Genomic DNA, 21,118 nt, shown 5'->3' on the forward strand with positions numbered 1-21,118 from the left:
CTTTGGACTCGCATCTCCTCCCCTTCGCATGATGAGGACACCGCCATTCCCCTCCGCGAAGGAGTTTCCCTATGCGTGTCTTCGTCACCGGCGCGACCGGGTTCATAGGCTCCGCCGTCGTCCGCGAACTGGTCGGCGCCGGGCACGAGGTCGTCGGGCTGGCCCGCTCGGACGAGGCCGCCGCGACCCTCGCCAACGGCGGAGTGGACGTCCACCGCGGCGACCTCGACGATCTGGAGAGCCTGCGCGACGGCGCGGCCGGGGCGGACGGCGTCGTCCACATGGCGTACCGGCACGACCTCTTCGCCAGCGGCGACCTCACCGGCGCGGGCGCAGTCGACCTGCGCGCCATCGAGGCGATCGGCGCCGCGCTGGACGGGACGGGCAAGCCGGTCGTCGTCCCGTCCGGGACGCTGGCGGTGCCGCCGGGCAAGCCCGCCACCGAGGACGACCTGCTCGACCCCGGCTCGCACCGCCGTCCGGCGGAGGACGCGGCGACCGCGCTGGCCGGGCGCGGGGTGCGCTCGTCGGTCGTCCGGCTGCCGCCGACCGTGCACGGGCGGGGCGACCGCGGCTTCGTCCCCGCGCTGATCGGCGTCGCCCGCGACCGGGGCGTCGCCGGATACGCGGGCGACGGCGCGAACCGCTGGCCCGCCGTGCACCTGCTGGACGCGGCGCGGCTGGTCCGGCTCGCGCTGGAGGACGCCCCGGCGGGCGCCCGGCTGCACGCGGTGGCCGACGAGGGCGTGCCGCTCCGCGACATCGCCGGAGTCATCGGCCGCCACCTGGGCGTCCCGGTCGTCGGCGTCCCCGGGGCCGAGGCGGAGGCCCACTTCGGCATCATGTCCAGGTTCGTCTCCCTCGACGGCCCGGCGTCCAGCGAACACACCCGCAAGCTGCTCGGCTGGCGTCCGACCGAGCCCGGACTCGTCCCCGACCTGGACGAGGGCCACTACTTCACGAGCTGATCGACCGGCTGATCAACGGAGCCGAGCGACCGCGCCGCCCGCGCCGCCTGGACGGCGACACCGGGGATGCCGGACACGAGGAACGGCCCGCCGCCCGCGAGGTCCCCGACGACGTGCAGGCGCGGGTCGGGACGTCCGCCGACCATGATCCGTCCGGTGTCCGGGTCGGCGGCGAGGCCACCGTCCGGGTCCAGCTCCGCGCCCTGCCTGAGCAGGGACGACACGAGCGGCCGCGCGGCGCGCGGGATCGCGTGCGGCGGCGGGTTCACCGCGTTGACCACCACGGCCGCCGTGCGTTCGCCCGCCGCGTGGACGATCCGGAACCCGTCCCCCGCCTCGATCCTCTCGATCCCGGAGAGCGTCTCAAGCGTCCCGGCGTCGAGCAGGTCGAGCAGGACGGCGGCGTTGCGCGGGACCATCGGCGAGGCGAGGGTCGTGATCGTCCGGAAGTGGCGGGCGCGGAGCAGCTCCCGGTCGCGGACGGGCAGCAGCCGCCACGCGACCGGCCCCGCCGTGTGCGCGGCCTCCTGGACGATGCGGCGGGCGAGGAGCGGGGCGTCCACCATGGCGAGCTGTTCGCGCAGGCTCTCGACCGGGTCGCGGCGCGCGGACGCGGTGGTCCAGGCGGCGAGGTCGTCCCAGCTCTCGCCGTGGTCCGCGAGCTCGGCGCGCACAAGTTCGATGACGTGCTCCAGCGTGACAGGCCGGGGCAGGGCGAGCAGCCGCTCGGGCGTCAGCCGCCTGATGCCCGTCTCGACCGGACGCTGCCACACGAACGGCAGCGTCCCGCTCCGCGACACCAGGCTGATGCGTCCGGTGTGCCCACGCGCGGCCAGCGACGCCACGACGTCGACGGCGGTCAGGCCCGCGCCGATCACGGCGACGTCCCGTCCGGGCGGGACGTCGGCGAGCGTCCGTTCGAGCGGATACGGGTCGGCGACGAACCCGGGTTCGCCCGCCAGCCCGTAATGGTCGAGAGGCGTGCCGCCGCCAACGCACAGCACGACCTGGTCAGCCTCGTGGACACGGCCGTCCGAGGTCCGGACGGAGAGGCGTTCGCCCAGCGACACCCCGGTCACGGCCACCCGCACCAGTTTCGTCCGCGCGAAGCGGGCGAGCGCGGCCTCCGCCGTCTCCGCGAGGTACCGGCCGTACACGGCGCGCGGCGGGATCGGACGCCCGAGCCTCTCGTCGGCGAAGCCCGCGCACCGTCCGCCGAGCCAGCGCGCGTAATGCTCCCGATCCCCCGACCGGATCGACATGATCTCGGGCGGGGCGTTGACCAGCACGGAATCCAGATCGGGCTGGTAGGGGCGGCCGCGCCACAGCGTGGACGCGGGCTCGAACACGGTCACGGACGTCACCACGGAGGGGTCGAGGGCGTCGAGCAGCCCGACGGCGGCGGCGCCCGCTCCGACGATCGCTATATCCATGCCGCCGAGCCTCGCCGTCCCGCCGCGCCCGCCCCATCCCCCCGGCGCGGGGACCGCGGCGGGCCGGAATCCCCCATCTGAGGGGTTCGGACGCCGCCGCCCGCCAGGCAGACTGAATCCATGATCGACCAGCGGGAACGGCACGCGCTCCTCGACCGGGTCGCGCGGGCGCGGGACGCGTCCGACCTCTTCGGCGGCGTGTCGTCCCGGCTGCGCCGACTCGTCGGCCACCAGGCGGCGGCGTGGTCGGCGACCGACCCGGAGACCGGTCTGATCACCGCGCCGATGCGGGTGGAGAACCTCGGCGGCGGCGAGCAGTGCTTCGCGTACTGGGAGTGCGCGCTGCTGGAGGAGACCGTGATCCCGTTCCGCGAGCTGGCGCGGGCCGCCGTCCCGGCCGCCGGGCTCGCGGCGAGCACCGGCGGGCTGCCCGCGCGCAGCGCCCAGTACCGCAAGCTGCTCGGCCGCCAGGGCGTGGGCGACGAGCTGCGGGCCGTCCTGCGGATCGGCGGACGGCCGTGGGGCGTCGTCAGCCTGTTCCGCGACAAGGGCCGCGAGCCGTTCGGTCCGGCGGACGTCGCGCTGGTCGCGGGCCTGTCCGCGCCGCTGGCCGGCCGCCTGCGCGAACTCGCCCGGCCCGGGTCACGGCCCGGCCCCCGCGCGCCTGGACCGGCGTCGGAACCGAACCCGGGGCTGATCCTGTTCGACCCGTCCGGCACGCCGATCTCGATCAACGACGAGGCGCGCCACCACCTCGACCGGCTGCCGGACGGCCCGTCCGCGCCCTCCCCGCTCGGCCCGCCCCTGCCGGTCTGGCTCGTCGGGACGGCCGCCCAGGCCAGGGCCGTCGCCGCCCGGCACGACCGGGGCGCCGCGCGGATGCGGATCCGCACCCGCGACGGGCAGTGGCTCGTCTGCCACGCGTCCTGCACGGACGGCCCCGGCGGCCTCCCGGGCCCGACCGCCGTGGTGATCCGTCCCGCCGCCGGGTCCGACATGGCACCGGTGATCGCGGAGGCGTACGGGCTGTCCGCCCGCGAGCTGGAGATCACCCAGCTGATCGCGCGCGGGCTGTCCACCGGCGACATCGCCGCCGCGCTCGTCATCTCCCCGCACACCGTCCGCGACCACGTGAAGGCCGTGTTCGGGAAGGCGGGCGTGTCCAGCCGCGGCGAACTCGTCGCCCGGCTGTTCGCCGACGAGTACTGGCCGCGCCGCCGCGCCGCCGGGGCGGACGCCCCCTGACCGGCCCCTGACCGGCACCGACGTTCGCCTCCGGTTTCCTTGCCGCTCAGGTGCGGGTACGCTTTGATCGCAAGAGGCCCCTTCGCGCGCTTGCTGCGACCGGGGCCTTCGTCGTGGGAAGGAAAGCGGCATGCCGGCCATCGTTCTTGTCGGAGCCCAATGGGGAGATGAGGGCAAGGGCAAGGCCACAGACCTGCTCGGCGGGGACGTCGACTACGTCGTCCGCTACCAGGGTGGCAACAACGCGGGCCACACCGTGGTCATCGGCGACAAGAGCTACGCGCTGCACCTGCTGCCGTCCGGGGTGCTGTCGCCGGAGGTCGTCCCGGTGATCGGCAACGGGGTGGTGATCGACCCGGCCGTGCTGCTCCAGGAGATCGACGGCCTGCGGGACCGCGGCGTCTCCTGCGAACGCCTGCTGATCTCGGCGAACGCGCATTTGATCATGCCGCACCACCGGGCCCTCGACAAGGTCACCGAGCGCTACCTCGGCAAGGCCAGGATCGGCACCACCGGACGCGGCATCGGCCCCACCTACGCCGACAAGATCAACCGGATGGGCGTCCGCGTGCAGGACCTGTTCGACCCGAACATCCTCACCCAGAAGCTCGACCTGGCGCTGCGCGAGAAGAACCAGGTGCTCACCAAGGTCTACAACCGGCGCCGGATCGACACCGGGCCGATCGTCCAGGAGTACCTGAAGTACGGCGAGCGCCTCAGGCCGTTCGTCGCCGACACGACCCTCGTCCTGAACAAGGCGCTGGACGACGGCAAGGTGGTCCTGCTGGAGGGCGCGCAGGGCACGCTCCTCGACCTCGACCACGGCACCTACCCGTTCGTGACGTCGTCCAGCCCGACGGCGGGCGGCGCGTGCGCGGGCTCCGGCATCGGCCCCACCAAGATCAACCGCGTGATCGGCATCATCAAGGCGTACACGACCCGGGTCGGCTCGGGTCCGTTCCCGACCGAGCTGCTGGACGAGCAGGGCGAGTACCTGCGCACGACCGGCGGCGAGTACGGCGTCACCACGGGGCGCGACCGCCGCTGCGGCTGGTTCGACGCCGTCATCGCCCGCTACGCCACCCGCGTCAACGGCATCACCGACTACTTCCTGACGAAGCTGGACGTCCTGTCCGGGCTTGAGCAGGTCCCGGTGTGCGTCGCCTACGAGGTGGACGGCGTCCGCGTCGACGAGCTGCCCACCACGCAGACCGAGTTCCACCACGCCAAGCCGATCCTCGAATACCTGGACGGCTGGAGCGAGGACATCACCGGCGCCAAGAAGTTCGAGGACCTTCCCGACAACGCGCAGGCGTACGTCCGCGCGCTGGAGGAGATGTCCGGCTGCCGCATCTCGGCGATCGGCGTAGGGCCGGGCCGCGACCAGACGCTGTCGCTGCGGCCGCTCGTCTAGCCGTCGTGCGGGTCGAGGTCCACGGCCACCGGGGAGCGCGCGGGCTGCGCCCGGAGAACACGCTCCCCGGTTTCGTCCACGCGCTGGAACTGGGCGTCGACGTCATCGAACTGGACGTCGGCCTCTCCTCAGACGGCGTGGTAGTCCTGAACCACGACCAGGCACTCTCCTCGGTGAACCTGACCGACACAGAGCCCGCGCACCCGGACGATCCCGCCTTCCCCTACGTCGGCAAGCGAATCCGCGACCTGACCCTGCCGCAACTCCGCACGGTAGACGCGGGCATCCGCTCGAATCCCCGCTTCACCCAGGTCCCCGTCCCAGGCACACAAATCCCCACCCTGGCCGAGGCGTGCGCCCTGCTAGCCCCAACCGAAGTGCGCCTCTCCGTCGAGCTGAAAACCGACCCAACCTGGCCCGAGCCCGAGATCGAGAACCTAACGTCCGCCGTAACCGAAGTCCTGACGTCCCACGGCCTCGCCGCCCGATCCCGCCTCTTGGCCTTCGACTGGCGCGTCCTGACAACGGCAAGCCGCAACCATCCCGAGTTCGGCCGAGTAGCCCTCCTGGAACGCAAAACACTCGCCCCCGACACAACCTGGCTGGCAGGCCACTCCCCAACCGACCCGGTCTCCGCCGCCAAGGCGATAGGCGCACACGCCCTCTCCCCCGAACACGCCCTGACGACCCCGGCCCTGGTAGACCAGTCCCACGCCGCCGCCCTCCAGGTCATCGTCTGGACGGTCAACACCCCCGAAGACATGACCCGCTTCATCAAATACGGCGTAGACGCAATAGTCACCGACTACCCCGACCGCCTGAACCACGTCCTGGCGGGCTAGGCCCTCACAGCCAGCCGTTGCGGCGGAAGCCTCGGTATAGGGACATGCAGGCCATCGCTATGACTGTCAGGATCATCGGGTAGCCGTAGCGCCATTTGGTTTCGGGCATGAAGTCGAAGTTCATGCCGTAGATGCCCGCTATGGCGGTGGGGACCATGAAGATGGCGCCCCAGGCGGAGATCTTGCGCATGTCGCGGTTGTCGGCGACGGTCACCTGGGTCATGTGCGCCTGGAGGATGGGGTTGAGCAGTTCGTCGTAGGACTCGACCTGTTCGCGGACGCGGGTGAGGTGGTCCTCGACGTCGCGGAGGTACTCCTTGATCTCGGCGGGGACGAACCGGCGCCCGGACAGGTTGCGCAGGGGGCCGGCGAGTGGCCCCACGGCGCGCTTGAGCTGGATGACCTCGCGCTTGAGGCGGTAGATGCGGCGGGACTCGTCGGTCCGCTCGGGGGAGAAGACGGCCTCTTCGACCTCGTCGATGTCCTCCATGACGGCGTCGGCTACGCCCACGTAGCCGTCGACGACGCGGTCGGCGACGGCGTGCAGGACGGCGGCCGGGCCGAGCGCGAGGCGGGCCGGGTCCTTCTCCAGGTCGCGCCGGACGGAGCCCAGCTCCCCGTGCGCGCCGTGCCGGACGGTCACCACGAAGTCCGGCCCGCAGAAGATCATGATCTCGCCGGTCTCCACGACCTCGGCGCCGCCGGGGCCGCTGGAGACGTAGCCGACCGTCTTCATCACGACGAAGTGGACGTCGTCGTAGCGTTCGAGCTTCGGCCGCTGGTGGGCGTGGATCGCGTCCTCGACGGCGAGCGGGTGCAGGCCGAAGACCTCCGCGAGGTCGGCCAGTTCGGTCGCGGACGGCTCGTGCAGCCCGACCCAGACGAAGCCCGCGCTGTCACCGTCGGGAGTGAGGCGGCCGTCGCGGATGAGGCGGACGGCGTCGGCGACGGTGTCGGTGCAGGCCCGGTGGCCGTCGATGTAGGCGGCCCAGTCGATCACGGCGGTATCGCGGTTCGGGGCCTGGACGCCGGCGGGGCGGCGAGTCTTGAACAGCGCTCGTCCGGGGCGGACTCGTGTCATGGCCATGAGGTGCTCCTAACCCGCCGGCCACACGCGCGTAGCGCGCGCTCAACCCAGGCTGATCAGCGCAGGGAGCACGCGGAGGCGACGGCCGGACGCCAGATGGAGGCGGACGGAGGGACAGTCCTGCCCGGACTGTGAGGGTTCTCCGGCGAACTGCAAGGATCACCAGGACTCATCCCGACCACCTCCTTTCCCGGCCTCGACGGCAGGCGGTCAAGCCTGTGGAAGCTTACCAGCCGACCTTTAGGACGCCGTCCGCATCGGGAAGGTTCACCTGTCCCGAGTGTGACCGTCCCCTCATCCGGCGGAACGTCCGGCCGCGCGGTGGTATGCCCGCGCCGCCCGCGCTGCCCCGCCGTGCCGCGAACCAGGCCCGGCGCGCACTAAGCTCGCGTGACGTGCGAGTACTCGTCCTTGGATCGGGTGGCCGCGAGCACGCGCTCGCCCGCGCCCTGCATCGCGACCCCGTCGTCACCGCCGTCCACTGCGCGCCGGGCAACCCCGGCACGGCCGAGGTCGCGGACAACCACGCCCTCGACCCGACCGATCCGACCGCCGTCACCGAGCTGGCCGGACGGCTCCGCGCCGACCTCGTCGTCGTCGGCCCGGAGGTGGTCCTGATGGCCGGCGTGGGCGATGCGCTCCGCCGGGCGGGCATCCCGTGCTTCGGCCCGGACCGCGCCGCCGCCCGGATCGAGGGGTCCAAGGCGTTCGCGAAGGAGATCATGGCGGCGGCCCGGGTGCCGACCGCGCAGGCGCGGGTCTGCGAGACGTCCGCGCAGGTGGACGAGGCCCTCGACACGTTCGGCCCGCCCTTCGTCGTCAAGGACGACGGCCTCGCCGCGGGCAAGGGCGTCGTCGTCACCGCCGACCGGGAGGCCGCGGCCGCGCACGCCGCCGCGTGCGGCCGCGTCGTGATCGAGGAGTTCCTGGACGGCCCCGAGGTCTCCCTGTTCGCGCTGTGCGACGGGGAGCACGCCGTCCCGTTGCTGCCCGCGCAGGACTTCAAGCGCGCCTACGACGGCGACGAGGGCCCGAACACGGGCGGCATGGGCGCGTACACGCCGCTGCCCTGGGCGCCGGACGGCCTCGTCGACGAGATCATGGCCACGGTCGTCCAGCCCGCCGTGGACGAGCTGCGCCGCCGCGAGACGCCGTACGTGGGCGTCCTGTACGCGGGGCTGGCGCTGACGTCGGCGGGCATCCGCGTCGTGGAGTTCAACGCGCGCTTCGGCGACCCGGAGACGCAGGTCGTCCTCGACCGGCTCGCCACCCCGCTCGGGACGCTCCTCCAGTCCTGCGCGATCGGCGGCCTGGACCCGGCGTCCCGGCCGGAATGGCGTCCCGGCGCGGCCGTGACCGTGGTCGTGGCCGCCGAGGGGTACCCGGACGCGCCGGTGAAGGGCGACGAGATCACAGGGCTGGCCGAGGCCGCCAAGGTCGAGGGCGCGTACGTCCTGCACGCGGGCACGAAGACGGACGCAGACGGGCGCCTCCTCGCGAACGGCGGCCGCGTCCTGAACGTGGTCGGCACCGGCGACACCCTCGCGACGGCCCGCACCGCCGCATACGCCGCCGTCGCCGAGATCGGCCTCCGCGCCTCCCACCACCGCACCGACATCGCCCTCCAGGCCGCCGAAAGTGATATTTGACGGCCTCAGCCGCCACCCCCGCCCGCGCTGACCTGGACCACCGCGATCGCGTCCGAAGGCAGTCCCGAGCCTGCGAGGGGACTGATCGCGCAGCGAGCCGCCAGGCGAGCCGGAGCGATGCAGCGATCGCACGGCAGTTCCCGACGATGGAGGGCCCCCCGGGCCCGAAGGAGGAGGGAGCTGCAAAAATGGCACAGTGATCGAGCGCTACACACTGCCGGAGATGGGGCGCGTCTGGAGTGACGCGCACAAGTACGAGCTTTGGTGCAAGGTCGAGACCCTGGTGGTCGAGGCCCACGCCGAGGCCGGGACGATCCCGCCGGAGGTGGTGGAGCCGGTCCGGAACGCGCCGCCGCCGACGCCGGAGGCGGTGCACGCGATCGAGGCGGTCACGCAGCACGACGTGATCGCCTTCCTGTCGGCGTGGGCGGACAACACCGATCCCCGCGAGGCGGCCCGGTACGTCCACTTCGGGATGACGTCGTCCGACCTGCTGGACACGGCGCTCGCGCTGCAGCTCGTCGAGGCCACCGACATCCTGCTCGGCAAGGCGGACGCGCTCGTCGCGACCCTCCGCGACCACGCGCTCGCGCACCGGGCGACGCTGCGGGTCGGGCGGACGCACGGCATCCACGGCGAGCCGGACGTCTGGGGCCACCGCGTCGCCGACTTCGCGTTCGCGCTGGCCAGGTCGCGCGACCGGCTGCGCCGCGCCCGCGCGGCGGTCGGCGTGATGGCGATCTCCGGCGCGGTCGGGACGTACTCCAACATCGACCCGGCGGTCGAGCTGCACGTCGCCCGCAAGCTGGGCCTGGAGGCGGCCGACGTGTCGACGCAGGTCGTCATGCGGGACGGCATCAGCGAATGGGTCTCCGCCCTCGCGATCATGGCGACGGTGTGCGAGGCGATCGCGCTGGAGGTGCGGCACGGGCAGCGCACCGAGGTCCGCGAGCTGTGGGAGCCGTTCGGGAAGGGCCAGAAGGGCTCGTCCGCGATGCCGCACAAGAAGAACCCGATCATCTCCGAGCGGCTCGCCGGGATGGCGCGGATCGTGCGGGCGCAGATCGTCCCGGTGCTGGAGGGCATCCCGCTCTGGCACGAGCGCGACATCTCGCACTCGTCGACGGAGCGGATCGCGCTGCCGGACGCGGCCGTCGCGCTCGACTACATGCTGAACCTGACGAACCGCCTGATGTCCGGCCTCGTCGTGGACGAGGCGCGGATGAAGGCCAACCTGGAGTCGACCGGCGGCCTCATCTACACCTCCACCGTCCTGCTCGAACTGGTCGAGGCGGGGATGTCGCGGGACGACGAGGCGTACCCGCTCGTCCAGAAGGCCGCCATGGAGACGTGGGAGACCGGCACGCCGTTCCGGGAGACGCTGCGCGCGCACGCCGCCGCGGCGGGCCTGAAACTGGACGAGCGGCGCCTGGACGAGGTGTGCCGCCCCGAGCGCTTCGTCGAACGCCTCGGCCCCATGTTCGCCCGCCTCGCCTCCCTCCAGTAACCCGCGGAAACCACAGGAGGGGCCTTGACGGAGACACCGACGGCGACACTGACCGAGCTGAACGTCTATCCGCTGAAAAGCGGGCACGGGACGGCATTGCGCGCCGCCGAGCTGACCGCGACCGGTCTGCCGTTCGATCGTGAGTTCATGCTCGTCACTCCGGAAGGCCGCTTTCTGTCGCAGCGGGAACTGGCGGAGATGGCGTTGCTGCGGCCGTCCTTTGACGGCGAGATTCTCACCGTGAACGGTCGGGACGCCAAGACGCTCGCGCACAAGGCGGTCGACGACGGAGAAGTGCTGGACGTGCTCGTCCATCGCACGGAATGCCGGGGCGTCGATCAGGGCGACGAGGCGGCGGCGTGGTTCTCGTCCTTTCTGGACCGGGAGTGCCGGCTGGTGCGGTTCACCGGCCATCGGCCGACGTCCCGGGGCGGCGGCGTGGTGAAGTTCGCCGACAGCCATCCATTGCTGGTCATTTCCGCCGAGTCCCTCGCCGACCTGAACGAGCGCCTCGCCGGACGTGTCGACGAGCCGCTGCCCATGAACCGGTTCCGGCCGAGCCTCGTGATCGAGGGCCTCGGCCCGTATGCCGAGGACGACGTCCGGCTCCTGCGCGTCGGCGCGACCGTGATCGAGGTGGTCAAGGCGTGCGCCCGCTGCGTGATCACCACCACCGACCAGGACACCGCCGAGCGGGGCCGCGAGCCGCTGCGGACGCTCGCGTCCTACCGCACCCGCGACCGCGGCATCAGGTTCGGTGTGAACGCCGTCCCGCGCACCCTCGGCCCCCTCGCCGTAGGCGATCCGGTCGAGGTGCTGGAGGCCCGTTCCGGCTGATCACCAGTGGTGCGCGGTTTGATCTCCGCGGTTCGGGCGAAGCTTCGCGAGCGGGGGGCCCACCGAACTTTCCGCGTCCGGTGGGCATCACAAGGGGCAGAGTGACACCCGAGTAGGCGGGCCGCACGCGACACTCGCGGCCCGGTGGTTTACTGGGGTCGCGTTGGCGCAGAGGGGGACACCGTTCGGCGCGCTCGGCCCTCGTGCTCCCACTTGCAGGCACCATCCCCACCGAGAAGGAGTACAGCGGCATGAGCATGGGCCACGAGGTTCGCTACCGCGTGCGCGGCGGCAGTCAGCTGCACGGCACCGTATTCGTGCAGGGGGCGAAGAACGCCGTCCTGCCGATGATCGGCGCCTCGCTGATGGCCTCCAAGGGGCGCACCGTGCTGCGCAACGTCCCGATCATCGAGGACGTCCGGCGCGCGGTCGAACTCGCCCGGGCCGTGGGAGCGAAGGCCGAACTGCACGAGACCGAGCGCACCCTGGTGATCGACGCCTCGTCGCTGAGCAGCCCGGTGCTGCCCGCCGACATCGCGTCCCGGTTCCGCGGCTCGTTCCTGTTCGTCCCGGCCCTGCTGCACCGCTTCGGCGAGGCGGTCATCGAGGGCGTCGGCGGCTGCAATCTCGGCAGCCGCAACCTCGACTTCCACTACAACGGCTTCAAGCGGATGGGCGCGACGGTCACCGAGCAGGTGGCCGACAACGGCGACGGCATCATCCACATCAAGGCCGGCGACCTGCGCGGCGGGACGCTCTACTGCGACACCCCCTCGCACACCGGCACCGAGAACCTGATCATGGCGGCGGCGCTGGCCCGCGGCACCACGCTGATCAAGAACGCGGCGCTGGAGCCCGAGGTGCTCGACAACATCGCGCTCCTCCAGGCGATGGGCGCCAAGATCAGCGGGGGCGGCACCGGGTTCGTCACCGTCGAGGGCGTGGGCGAGCTGACCGCCGTCGAGCACACCGTGATGCCCGACCGGATCGACGCGGGCGTCTTCGTGATGGCCGCCGCGATCACCGGCGGCGACCTCAACCTCGTCGGCGCCACGCTGGAGCACCTCGGCGTCGCGGCCGACAAGCTGGAGCAGATGGGCGTCGAGTTCCACCAGCAGGGCGCGGTGTTGCAGGTCCGCCGCGACCGGACGCTCCGCCCGATCAACGTGATCACCGACGAGTACCCGGGGTTCGCCACCGACCTCCAGTCGCCGATCATGGCGCTGTCCTGCTTCGCGGAGGGCCCGTCCTACATCTACGAGCGCATCTTCGACGGCCGGTTCAAGCTGGCCGACGAGCTCGCGAAGATGGGCGCCGACATCGAGGTGGACGGCAACCGCGCGAAGGTCAACGGCCCGCGCGGGCTGCGCGGCGCCGAGGTGGAGGCGCACGACCTGCGCTGCGGCAGCGCGCTCGTGCTGGCCGGGCTCGCCGCCGAGGGCGAGACCACGATCACGTCCGCCTACTACCTCGACCGCGGGCACGCGCACACCGCCGAGCGGCTGTCGCAGCTCGGCGCGGACATCGTCCGCGAGGTCGGCTAGCCACCGGGCGGGCCGCCCGTCCGGCGGCCCGCCGCACCCCGCCCGCGCCCCAGCCGCTCCCCGCCCGCACCCCGTCCTGTAGCACGGTTGCCCGCCTCTCCGCACCCGCCGCGCCCCGCTCGCCGCGCCCCGCCGCACCGGCAAAGTGACCAGGTGGTCGCGTAAGGTACGGCCCGGAGCAGCGGATTCGGCCGAATGTGGCCCCTCCTGACCAACTCACGAGTAGCTTCTGACCGACGCAGTAACGCACGGCCGCCAATCACTTCAGCAACGTGTCACCGCGCGATTACACACCGCACGAATTCCAGGCCCGGATGACGCCCTCCGCGAACCGGTGAGCTGGGAAGAAACGTGTGGAACGGTCCGCTTCGGACGGACCGTAACGCGGTAAGAAATCACCGTCCGCGCCGACCGCCGCCGGGCCACCGGATCACTCGTCTTTCCGGACCGAACGGCAGCGGTCCGGAATGTTTTCGGCCCCGGGTAAACCGAACGCGCACGCCAGGGGTCTCTCCTGTGGACAACAGTGTCGGTAGAGCCCTTCCAGGGTGTTTTCGGGTCTTGTTTTTCAACTTCGGACGTCCGAAGATGCAGGATCAAGGCTGGCCGAATGGTGACAAATTACTGACTAGGGGGTCCCGTAGGTTACTTTTTCGCCGCACTCTTGATTCGATTTCGCGTCTGGGCGTCACACCATGCCGCCCCGGCCGGGGCGGATCGCACGGAACTGCGGTGCTGGGTCAGAAGGCAGGGGCTACGAGCCATGAGTCAACCGATGGGCGGAGCGTGCGCGAACGCGTGGTCGGGGCCGGACCCCCGCCGAGAGGACGGACCGGAAGCGAGCGATCATCGATGACGGCCGCACGAACGGGGTCGGTCACCCCCGACCTCACGATCGGCGTCGTGGGCCCCCATGACCTCGTCGAGAGAGTCATGCTGATGGGCCACGGCCCCACGCCGGTGCCTAGCCGGCTGGTGGCCGCCGCATACCGAGACGAACAGGAGGCCGCCGACAAGGTCGTGCGGCTCGGATCTGGCGTGGACGTGTGCCTCTTCGCCAGCCCCGTACCCTACGACTTCGCGCGGAAGGCGGGCGTGCTCACCATGCCCGCGACGTACGTCCCGTTGAACGGGGCCGCGCTGCAAGGCGCATTACTGCGCGCGTCCCTCGACGACCGCTTCGATCCCGCCCGGGTGAGCATCGACGTGCTCGGCCGCGCCGAGGTCGAGGAGGCGTACTCCGAGATCAGCCTCGGCACCGAGCAGGTGCATCTGCGCGAGGAGGCAGCGGGCCCCGGCACGCTCGCCGCCTTCCACGAGCGGCTCTGGCGGCGCGGGGCGACCACCGTCGCGATGACCTGCGTGCACGCCACCGCCGAGCGGATGGAGATGGCGGGCGTCCCGACCATCAGGGTCCGCCCGACCGGCGCGGCCATCCGCAGCTCCCTGCAGACGGCGGCGCTGCTCGGCGCCCACCACCGGCTGGAGGAGTCGCAGCTCGTCGTCGTCCTGGTGGACGTCCCGACGCTGCGCGAGACGCCCCGCCGCGTCACCCCGCGCTACTGGCGGGACGAGCTGAAGCTCGCGCTGCACCGCGTCCTGCTCCAGGAGGCGCACCGGATGAACGCGTCGGTGTGGCCGCTGGACGACCACAGCTACCTCGTGATCGCGACGCGCGGTTCGGTGACCGCGTCCACCGAGGGCTTCCGGACTCCGCCGTTCGTCGAGCGCGTCCGCGAGGAGCTCGGCCTCGCCATCGAGGTCGGCATCGGCATGGGACGCACCGCGCACGAGGCGGAGAACCACGCCCGCGCCGCGCTCGCCCGCTCGCAGAGTTCCCAGCGCGCGCAGGGCTTCGCGCTCGACCGCGACGGCCGGGCCCTCGTCCCGGCGCCGCGCACCCCGCCGCGCGCGCAGCCGCAGGCCAAACCGAAGGGCCTGGAGATCCTCGCCCGGCTCGCCGACAAACTGGGCGACCAGGACCAACCCCTCATCGTGGACGCGGAGAACGCGGGCAAGATGCTCGGCGTCACCCCGCGCACCGCGCGCCGCCTCCTGCGCACCCTCGTCGAGGAGGGGCTCGCCTGGCCGCTCCCCCCGAACCGCACGCCGCAGCCGGGCCGTCCCCGCCAGCTCTACCGCCTGATCGTCGAGAAGCTGGGCCCCGCCGCCAAGACCAGCTGAGCCCCCGGCCCCCGGACCACCGCGCCCGGGGGCCGGGCGCGGCTCAGTTGCGGTGCGGGAACGCCTTCGCCACTTGCAGGAACGCGTCGTTCTCCTCCGGGGAGCCGATCGAGACCCGGGCCCCCTCGCCAGGGAACGGGCGGACGCTCACGCCCTGCGCGTCGCACGCCTCGGAGAACTCCATGGTCCGGACGCCGAGGCGCAGCCAGACGAAGTTCGCCTCGGTCGGCGGGACCGTCCAGCCGTCGGCGATCAGGGTGGCGCGGACGCGGTCGCGCTCCTTGACGGTCCCCTCGACGCGCTCCAGCAGCTCGTCGGTCGCGGCGAGGGACGCGATGCCCGCCGCCTGCGCCACCGAGTTCACGCTGAACGGCAGGAACGTCTTGCGGATCGCCCCGGCCACCAGCGGGTGGGCGACCAGGAAGCCGATCCGCAGGCCCGCGAGGCCGTACGCCTTGGAGAACGTGCGCAGGATCGCCAGGTTCGGGTGGTCGGCGCAGAGGGTGAGGCCGTCCGGGACGTCGTCGTCGCGGACGTACTCGCGGTACGCCTCGTCCAGCACGACCAGGCAGTCCTCGGGGACGCGGTTCAGGAACGCCTCGATCTCGGCGCGCCCGACGACCGTGCCGGTCGGGTTGTTCGGGTTGCAGATGAAGACCAGCCGGGTCCGGTCGCTGATCGCGCCCGCCATCGCGGTCAGGTCGTGCGTCTCGGCCCGCAGCGGCACCTGGACCGCCGTCGCGCCCGACAGCGACACGAGCAGGGGGTACGCCTCGAACGACCGCCACGCGTAGACGACCTCCGCGCCCGGCTCGGCGACCGCCTCCAGGAGCATCTGCGTCATGCCGACGGAGCCGCAGCCCACCGCCACATGGTCGGCCGGGACGCCGCAGAACGACGCGATGGCCTCGGTCAGCGCCGTCGCGTTGTTGTCGGGGTACCGGTTGACGTTCCGCGCCGCCTCGCCGATGGCGTCCACGACCGACGGCAGGGGGCCGTGCGGCGACTCGTTGGACGACAGCTTGAACGAGCGGCCCTCGGGCGACACCACGACCTTTCCGGGCTTGTAAGCCACGAACCGGTCGAGGACGGAGCGGAAGCGCGGAGTGGTTGCCTCGGACACCGTTGTCCTCCAGATTGCCTCAGGGGTTGATGATCCAAGCCTATGCAGCGTTACGCATCATCCAGCAAACCGCCACAATGCGGACGAACTCCCAGTCGTGGGTGTCCTCCGGCCACCAGCCGCGCTTGACGGCGTCCTCCGCGAAGCCCCGCAGGTAGCCCATCAGCTCGTCCGGGCCGGGCGGCGCGCCCGAACCGCCGAGCTCCGCGCGGAGCCCGGCCACGTGCTGGTCGACGGCCGCGGCCAGCCCGGGGGACCCGGCCATCTCGGCGAGTCCGGCCTCGCCGATGTCCCGGACGAGCAGGCTGAGCGCTTCGGGCGAGTCACCGTTCATAGGCAGCGAAACTAGCAACCGTCCCGCGGTGTCCGCGACGTCCCCCCAGGTCACGCAACCGGCCTGGAGACAGTCTGAAAGCCTGAAAGCGGCCTGGAGGCGGTCAGGACGGGCGGGGGCGCAGCATCGGCGGGCGGAGCTGCTCGGCGTCCCCGCGCCGGTAGAGGCGGGCCGGACGGCCGCCGTCGCGGGTCGTCGTCCGGTCGGTCGGGATGAGGAAGCGGTCGGCGCCGGTGACCTTGCGGTGGAAGTTCCGGGGGTCGAGGCTCGTCCCCCAGACGATCTCGTACACGCGGCGCAGCTCGGCGACCGTGAACTCGGGCGGGCAGAACGCGGCGGCCAGCGGCGTGTACTCCAGCTTCGCGCGGGCCCGCTCCATCCCGTCGCAGAGGATGCGGCGGTGGTCGAACGCGGCCCGGTCGCGGTGGACGAGCTCGTCGACCGCCGTCCACAGCACCTGCGCGCGGCTGGACGCGGGCAGGTCGGGGGCGAGGCCCAGGTAGGCGACGCTGACGACGCGCTGCCGGGGGTCGCGGTCGGGATACCCGTAGGTGGCGAGCTGCTCGAGGTGGATGCGGACGTCCGCGAGCCCGGCCCGCTCCGCCATCAGCCGGGACGCGGCGGCCGGGAGGTCCTCGTCGAGCTGGATGAACCCGCCCGGCAGCGACCACGCCCCGAGGTAGGGCTCCCGGTCGCGCCGCCACCGCAGCGCGCACAGGCGCTGCTCCCGCACGGTCAGCACGACGAGGTCGACGGAAACGGCGAGGCGCGGGACGGACATGAACGAAGTCTATGGGGGAGGCGGCCTCCGAAACCCCGTACCGGCACGGGCTCCCGGCGACGCGAAGGCCCGGCCGCCGGGCGGCGGCCGGGCCTCGTGCGACGTCCGGGTCAGTCGCCGTCCTTGGGCGACTCCCCCTGGGTCGGCGCCGGGACGGCCGGGGTCGCGCCGTTCTTCGGGTTGCCGTTCTGGACGTTCATGTTGCCGAGAAGCTGACGGGCCACCCCGAGGCCGGTGCCGCCGAGCGTGAGCGCCTTGGCGAGCATCTCCTCGACGCCCTCGGCGCCGTTGAGCACGATCATGTTGTCGACGTTGCCGAACACGCCCGCGCCCGCCTCGACGATCTGCGGCCACTGCTCGGCGAGCTGCTGGGCGATGACGGCGTCGGTGTTCTTCGCCAGCGCCTCCGCGCGGGCCTTGATCGCCTCCGCCTCGGCGAGGCCCTTCTGCCGGGTCGCGTCGGCCTGCGCCTCACCGAGCAGCCGGGTCGCCTCCGCCTCGCGGGACGCGCGGAGCTGGATCTCGGTCGCCGCGGCCTGGGCCTGCGCGATGCGCTCCTCGCGCTCGGCCTCGGCCAGCTTGACCTGCTCGTACGCCTTCGCGTCCGCGGGCTTGCGGATCTCGCTCTCCAGCCGCTTCTCGGTCCGCTCGGCCTCCAGTTCGGCGTTGCGGGTCTCCCTGGTGATGACCTCCTGGCGGGCCTGCTGCGCGGCCTGCTGCACCTGGCCCTGGTACTCGGCCTTCTTGATCTCGGTGTCGCGGATGACGGCGGCGTTCTCCCGCATGGCCTCCTGCTCGCGCTGGGTGGCCTCCTGGTCGCGCTCGGCCTCGGCGATCCGGGCCTCGGAGGCGACGCGCGCGGCGTGCGGGCGGCCGAGGTTCGTGATGTACCCGGTCTCGTCGTCGATCTCCTGGATCTGGAGCGAGTCGACGACCAGGCCGAGCTTGCTCATCTCGTCGGCCGCCGAGCCGCGGGTCTCGGACGTGAGCCGCTCGCGGTTGAGGATGAGGTCCTCGACGGTGAGGTTGCCGATGATCGAGCGGAGGTGGCCGGTGAACAGCTCGTGGATCGCGCCGTCCATCGACTTCTGCTGCTCCAGGAAGCGGCGCGCCGCGTTCGCGATCGACACGAAGTCGTCGCCGACCTTGTAGATCACCACGCCGCGGACCTTCACCGGGATGCCCTGCTGCGTCACGCAGTGCACTTCGAGGTTCGCGGCCCGGCTGTCGAGCCGCAGCCGCCGGGACGTCTGGAACCCCGGCAGCACGGACGTGCCCTTACCCGTAATGATCTTGAATCCGAGGCTGTCCACGCCGTCGATCGGCTTGGACTTGGCGCCGAGCCCGGAGATGATCAGGGCCTCGTTCGGTTCGGCGACCCGCCAGACCATCTTGAACAAGATGATCAAAATGATGAGCGCGGCGACGACGGCGATCGCCAGCACGACGACGGGCATAGCGGCGTCCTCTCTTGGGTTGTGGGCGGCGTCCCCCAAGGTCAGGCACGACCGCGTTTCCCAGTAGACGCACCGGACGATCGTTCGGTTCGCCTTTGTGGCGGCCTATACCGGCACATTCCGCGCCTCAACGGCAGAGCGCGTTACGGGTGGGGCCAGAACTGCAGACCGGGCGCCGCTAGCCGAGCGCGGGGGCCACGTAGACCGTGCGCGGCGGGTGGTACTCGACCACCACGATGATCACGCCGACCCCGATCTCGTCGCGCGGGTCGACGGGGTGGGCGTAGAACGCCTCGACCCCGCCGCGGACCGGGATCATCACCTCCCCGACCAGGCCGGGACCGATCCTGCCGGTGACCCGGCCCTCCTTACCGATCAAGGCGATCTCCTCGCTGGTCGGCCGCCGGGCGGAGCCCGCTCTCCGCGCCGTACAAGGCGAACGGTATCCGGAAGACCGCGCCGCCCGCACCGCGCCCGGTGCCGTCCCGCGCTAGGAGAGGATGCGGCGGGCCTGGGCGAGGGACGCGCGGGCGAGGTTCTCGGCGTCGGCGCGGGTCGCGGACGGCCCGAACAGGGTGATCGTCCCGATGTAGTCGCGGTCGCGGAAGACGACGTACCAGGTGCGGGCGCGGGCGGCGCCCGCGACGGTGGCGACGCCGACCGTCCGGGAGCCCGCGCCGATGTCGCCGCGCGGCGACTCGACGACGCGGTGCTCGGCCCAGTGCGCGCCGACCTTGGTGCGGAACCGCAGGCAGCCCGCCGGGACGCGGGCGTTGACCTGCTTCTCGGCGTCCGCCGCGGACATGCCGATCAGCGTCTCGGTGACCGTCTGGCCCTGCCGCGCGAACGTGACGAGCGCGGCGGGCGCGTCGGCGGGGACGTCGGAGCCGGGCCGGCCCGTCCCGCAGCGGGGCTTGTCGAGCACGGCCTCCCGCTGGACGCGCGCCGAGTTCTGGATCGCGGCGAGCGTCCCGTACTCGCCGGAGTCGGGCTCGCCCGCGCGGCGGTGCCCGGGGACCTCGGTGAGCAGCGCCTGGCCGAGCTGCGCCGAGGTGAAGCCGGCGGCCGCGACCTCGGCGGGCACGGTGCCGCGCACCGGCTGGGCGCGTTCCGCGCCCGCGCCGCACGCCGTGACCGCGGCGGCCGTCGACACCAGCATGATCGGGAGGAGCCTGTGCGCCATGGCCGCGACACTAGGCGCACCGGGCGCGCGAGGGCGCGGACGACACGCCTTCCGGACGAACCCGACGTCCGAATCGTCCCGAAGCGGGGCGCCGGAGATCAGCCCTGCTCGGCGCGCCCGTTGTACTCGGCCGCGTACTCCTGGCCGGACATCTTCTGGATCGTCTCGACGATCTCGTCGGTGATCGCGCGCCGGGCCTTGGCGGGCGGCAGGTCGCGGTAGTGCGAGAAGTCCATCGGCGGGCCGATCCGGACGGTCGGCCGCGGCCCGAACACGCGCGGCCACGACGCCCCGATCGGCTGGATCTTCTCGGTGCCCTCCAGCGCGACGGGCAGCACCCGCGCGCCGGACTCCAGCACGAGCCAGCCCACGCCGGTGCGGCCGCGGTAGAGGCGGCCGTCCGGGGAGCGGGTGCCCTCGGGGTAGATCGCGAACGCGCCCGCGTTCTCCAGCACCTCGGCGGCCTGCTCCAGCGCGCCCATCGCGGCGCGCCGGGCGCCGCGCCGGACCGGGACGTGCCCGAGGTTCGTCAGGAACCAGCGGACGAAGCCCTTCTTCAGCCCGCCGCCCTCGAAGTAGGCGGCCTTGGCGATGTAGGTGACCGGCCGCGGGACGGCGAGCGGGATGATGAAGCTGTCGATGAACGACAGGTGGTTGCTCGCCACGATGAGCGGCCCGTAGTTCGGCACGTGCTCGCCGCCCACGACCCGCGGGCGGAAAAGCAGCCACAGGATCGGACGCACCACGCGCGTCATGAACGTGTAGAACACCCAGCCTCCCGATTTCGCCACCGCCACTGTAACGTCTGCCCCGGTCGCGTCCCCGACAGCGCCCGCTTTACCCGCGCGAGGCGGGTCGGAATGGCCGCACCGCAGGTCACGACGGCTGCGCGACGCCTTATCCGGCGGCCCTTACTAAACAGTAAGTTTCCCTTCAGTACGTTTTTGCCCCGTTTCTCGGATGTCACGGGACGGGTCCGGACGCGCCGCCGGTTCCGTCGGGTAGGGTCGGCAACGTGGTGTCCGGCCGGAGTTACCGGTGCGTGTCACGGCCTCGGCCGCCGCGGGGCGACCTGGCCCGTTTCCCGAGAAGAGCTTGGATTGCGGGCACCGGTGCGCAATCCTGAGGAGTCACCTGAGTTGGCCGGGTACCACCGGAGTGGGGCGTGAGGTGACCATGGATTTCGACGTCAACCTGATGCGCGACGACCGCTGCACCCTCGTCCGGGTGAAGGGCGACATCGACGTGGTGTCCCGGGCGCGGTTCGAGCAGGCGCTGTTCGAGGTCGTCGAGTCCGGCGAGCCCTTGGTCGTCGACATGCGCGAGGTCACGTTCTGCGACTCGACCGGGCTGAACGCGATCGTCGCCGCGAACCGGCGGGCCGGGGAGCGCGGCACCGCCGTCCACCTGGTGGCGCTGCCGCCGCGGGTGCAGCGCGTGTTCCGCATCACCGGGATCGACAAGTTCATCCCGATCTACGACACGCTGCGCGAGGCGCTCGGCGAGCTCCCGTCCACCACCCGGTAGGGG

Annotated in this window: 19 protein-coding genes; 10 read left to right on the forward strand and 9 right to left on the reverse strand. The window is 72.2% G+C overall.

Going from position 1 to position 21,118, the window contains the following annotated elements:
* Window positions 1-71: 71 nt before the first annotated feature.
* Window positions 72-968, forward strand: a complete 897-nt coding sequence (locus FXF65_RS03415) for an SDR family oxidoreductase (protein ID WP_148348173.1) — start codon at window positions 72-74, stop codon at window positions 966-968.
* On the opposite strand, the gene FXF65_RS03420 is transcribed toward FXF65_RS03415, so the two are convergent.
* Window positions 953-2,401: an FAD/NAD(P)-binding protein gene (locus FXF65_RS03420; protein WP_148348174.1), complete on the reverse strand. Its 1,449-nt coding sequence runs from the start codon at window positions 2,399-2,401 to the stop codon at window positions 953-955. The genes FXF65_RS03415 and FXF65_RS03420 overlap by 16 nt on opposite strands.
* A 120-nt stretch (window positions 2,402-2,521) precedes the next feature.
* Between FXF65_RS03420 and FXF65_RS03425 the strand changes: the two genes are divergently transcribed.
* The 3 genes from FXF65_RS03425 to FXF65_RS03435 all read left to right on the forward strand — a co-directional run bounded on the left by FXF65_RS03425 (window position 2,522) and on the right by FXF65_RS03435 (window position 5,902).
* Window positions 2,522-3,646, forward strand: a complete 1,125-nt coding sequence (locus tag FXF65_RS03425) for a response regulator transcription factor (RefSeq protein WP_148348175.1) — start codon at window positions 2,522-2,524, stop codon at window positions 3,644-3,646.
* Window positions 3,647-3,776: 130 nt separating this feature from the next.
* Window positions 3,777-5,060 carry an adenylosuccinate synthase gene (locus tag FXF65_RS03430; protein ID WP_148348176.1) on the forward strand — a complete coding sequence of 428 codons (1,284 nt, stop codon included), beginning with the start codon at window positions 3,777-3,779 and terminating at the stop codon, window positions 5,058-5,060.
* Between the two features lie 5 nt (window positions 5,061-5,065).
* A complete protein-coding gene (locus tag FXF65_RS03435; protein ID WP_148348177.1) occupies window positions 5,066-5,902 on the forward strand; it encodes a glycerophosphodiester phosphodiesterase family protein in 837 nt (278 codons plus the stop codon).
* A gap of 4 nt (window positions 5,903-5,906) precedes the next feature.
* On the opposite strand, the gene FXF65_RS03440 is transcribed toward FXF65_RS03435, so the two are convergent.
* The gene (locus FXF65_RS03440) at window positions 5,907-6,989 is read right to left on the reverse strand and encodes a magnesium and cobalt transport protein CorA (RefSeq protein ID WP_148348178.1); all 1,083 of its coding nucleotides are present in this window, start codon (window positions 6,987-6,989) and stop codon (window positions 5,907-5,909) included.
* 395 nt (window positions 6,990-7,384) lie between these two features.
* On the opposite strand from FXF65_RS03440, the gene purD reads away from it, so the two are divergent.
* The 5 genes from purD to FXF65_RS03470 all read left to right on the forward strand — a co-directional run bounded on the left by purD (window position 7,385) and on the right by FXF65_RS03470 (window position 14,710).
* Window positions 7,385-8,638 carry a phosphoribosylamine--glycine ligase gene (gene purD / locus FXF65_RS03445; protein WP_148348179.1) on the forward strand — a complete coding sequence of 418 codons (1,254 nt, stop codon included), beginning with the start codon at window positions 7,385-7,387 and terminating at the stop codon, window positions 8,636-8,638.
* A gap of 196 nt (window positions 8,639-8,834) precedes the next feature.
* Window positions 8,835-10,145, forward strand: a complete 1,311-nt coding sequence (gene purB / locus FXF65_RS03450; protein WP_148348180.1) for an adenylosuccinate lyase — start codon at window positions 8,835-8,837, stop codon at window positions 10,143-10,145.
* 24 nt (window positions 10,146-10,169) lie between these two features.
* Entirely contained in the window at window positions 10,170-10,982 is an 813-nt protein-coding gene (locus FXF65_RS03455) for an MOSC domain-containing protein (protein ID WP_148348181.1), read from the forward strand.
* Between the two features lie 257 nt (window positions 10,983-11,239).
* The gene (murA, locus tag FXF65_RS03460) at window positions 11,240-12,526 is read left to right on the forward strand and encodes a UDP-N-acetylglucosamine 1-carboxyvinyltransferase (protein WP_148348360.1); all 1,287 of its coding nucleotides are present in this window, start codon (window positions 11,240-11,242) and stop codon (window positions 12,524-12,526) included.
* An 852-nt stretch (window positions 12,527-13,378) separates the two neighbouring features.
* Window positions 13,379-14,710, forward strand: a complete 1,332-nt coding sequence (locus tag FXF65_RS03470) for a transcriptional regulator (RefSeq protein ID WP_083981496.1) — start codon at window positions 13,379-13,381, stop codon at window positions 14,708-14,710.
* Window positions 14,711-14,753: 43 nt separating this feature from the next.
* Here FXF65_RS03470 and hisC read toward each other — a convergent pair whose 3' ends face one another.
* The 7 genes from hisC to FXF65_RS03505 all read right to left on the reverse strand — a co-directional run bounded on the left by hisC (window position 14,754) and on the right by FXF65_RS03505 (window position 20,358).
* Window positions 14,754-15,833 (reverse strand): histidinol-phosphate transaminase, encoded by a 1,080-nt coding sequence (gene hisC, locus FXF65_RS03475; protein WP_148348183.1) that lies wholly within the window; start codon window positions 15,831-15,833, stop codon window positions 14,754-14,756.
* Window positions 15,834-15,873: 40 nt separating this feature from the next.
* Window positions 15,874-16,167 (reverse strand): DUF6401 family natural product biosynthesis protein, encoded by a 294-nt coding sequence (locus FXF65_RS03480; RefSeq protein WP_148348184.1) that lies wholly within the window; start codon window positions 16,165-16,167, stop codon window positions 15,874-15,876.
* 103 nt (window positions 16,168-16,270) lie between these two features.
* The gene (locus FXF65_RS03485; protein WP_148348185.1) at window positions 16,271-16,948 is read right to left on the reverse strand and encodes an NUDIX hydrolase; all 678 of its coding nucleotides are present in this window, start codon (window positions 16,946-16,948) and stop codon (window positions 16,271-16,273) included.
* 110 nt (window positions 16,949-17,058) lie between these two features.
* The gene (locus tag FXF65_RS03490) at window positions 17,059-18,405 is read right to left on the reverse strand and encodes a flotillin family protein (protein ID WP_148348186.1); all 1,347 of its coding nucleotides are present in this window, start codon (window positions 18,403-18,405) and stop codon (window positions 17,059-17,061) included.
* Between the two features lie 178 nt (window positions 18,406-18,583).
* Entirely contained in the window at window positions 18,584-18,784 is a 201-nt protein-coding gene (locus FXF65_RS03495; RefSeq protein ID WP_148348187.1) for a hypothetical protein, read from the reverse strand.
* Window positions 18,785-18,895: 111 nt separating this feature from the next.
* A complete protein-coding gene (locus FXF65_RS03500; protein WP_148348188.1) occupies window positions 18,896-19,588 on the reverse strand; it encodes a hypothetical protein in 693 nt (230 codons plus the stop codon).
* A 98-nt stretch (window positions 19,589-19,686) separates the two neighbouring features.
* A complete protein-coding gene (locus tag FXF65_RS03505) occupies window positions 19,687-20,358 on the reverse strand; it encodes a lysophospholipid acyltransferase family protein (protein ID WP_148348361.1) in 672 nt (223 codons plus the stop codon).
* A gap of 406 nt (window positions 20,359-20,764) precedes the next feature.
* Between FXF65_RS03505 and FXF65_RS03510 the strand changes: the two genes are divergently transcribed.
* The gene (locus FXF65_RS03510; protein WP_148348189.1) at window positions 20,765-21,115 is read left to right on the forward strand and encodes an STAS domain-containing protein; all 351 of its coding nucleotides are present in this window, start codon (window positions 20,765-20,767) and stop codon (window positions 21,113-21,115) included.
* Window positions 21,116-21,118: the final 3 nt, after the last annotated feature.

It is taken from the genome of Actinomadura syzygii, from assembly GCF_008085905.1.
Classification (GTDB): Bacteria; Actinomycetota; Actinomycetes; order Streptosporangiales; family Streptosporangiaceae; genus Spirillospora; species Spirillospora syzygii.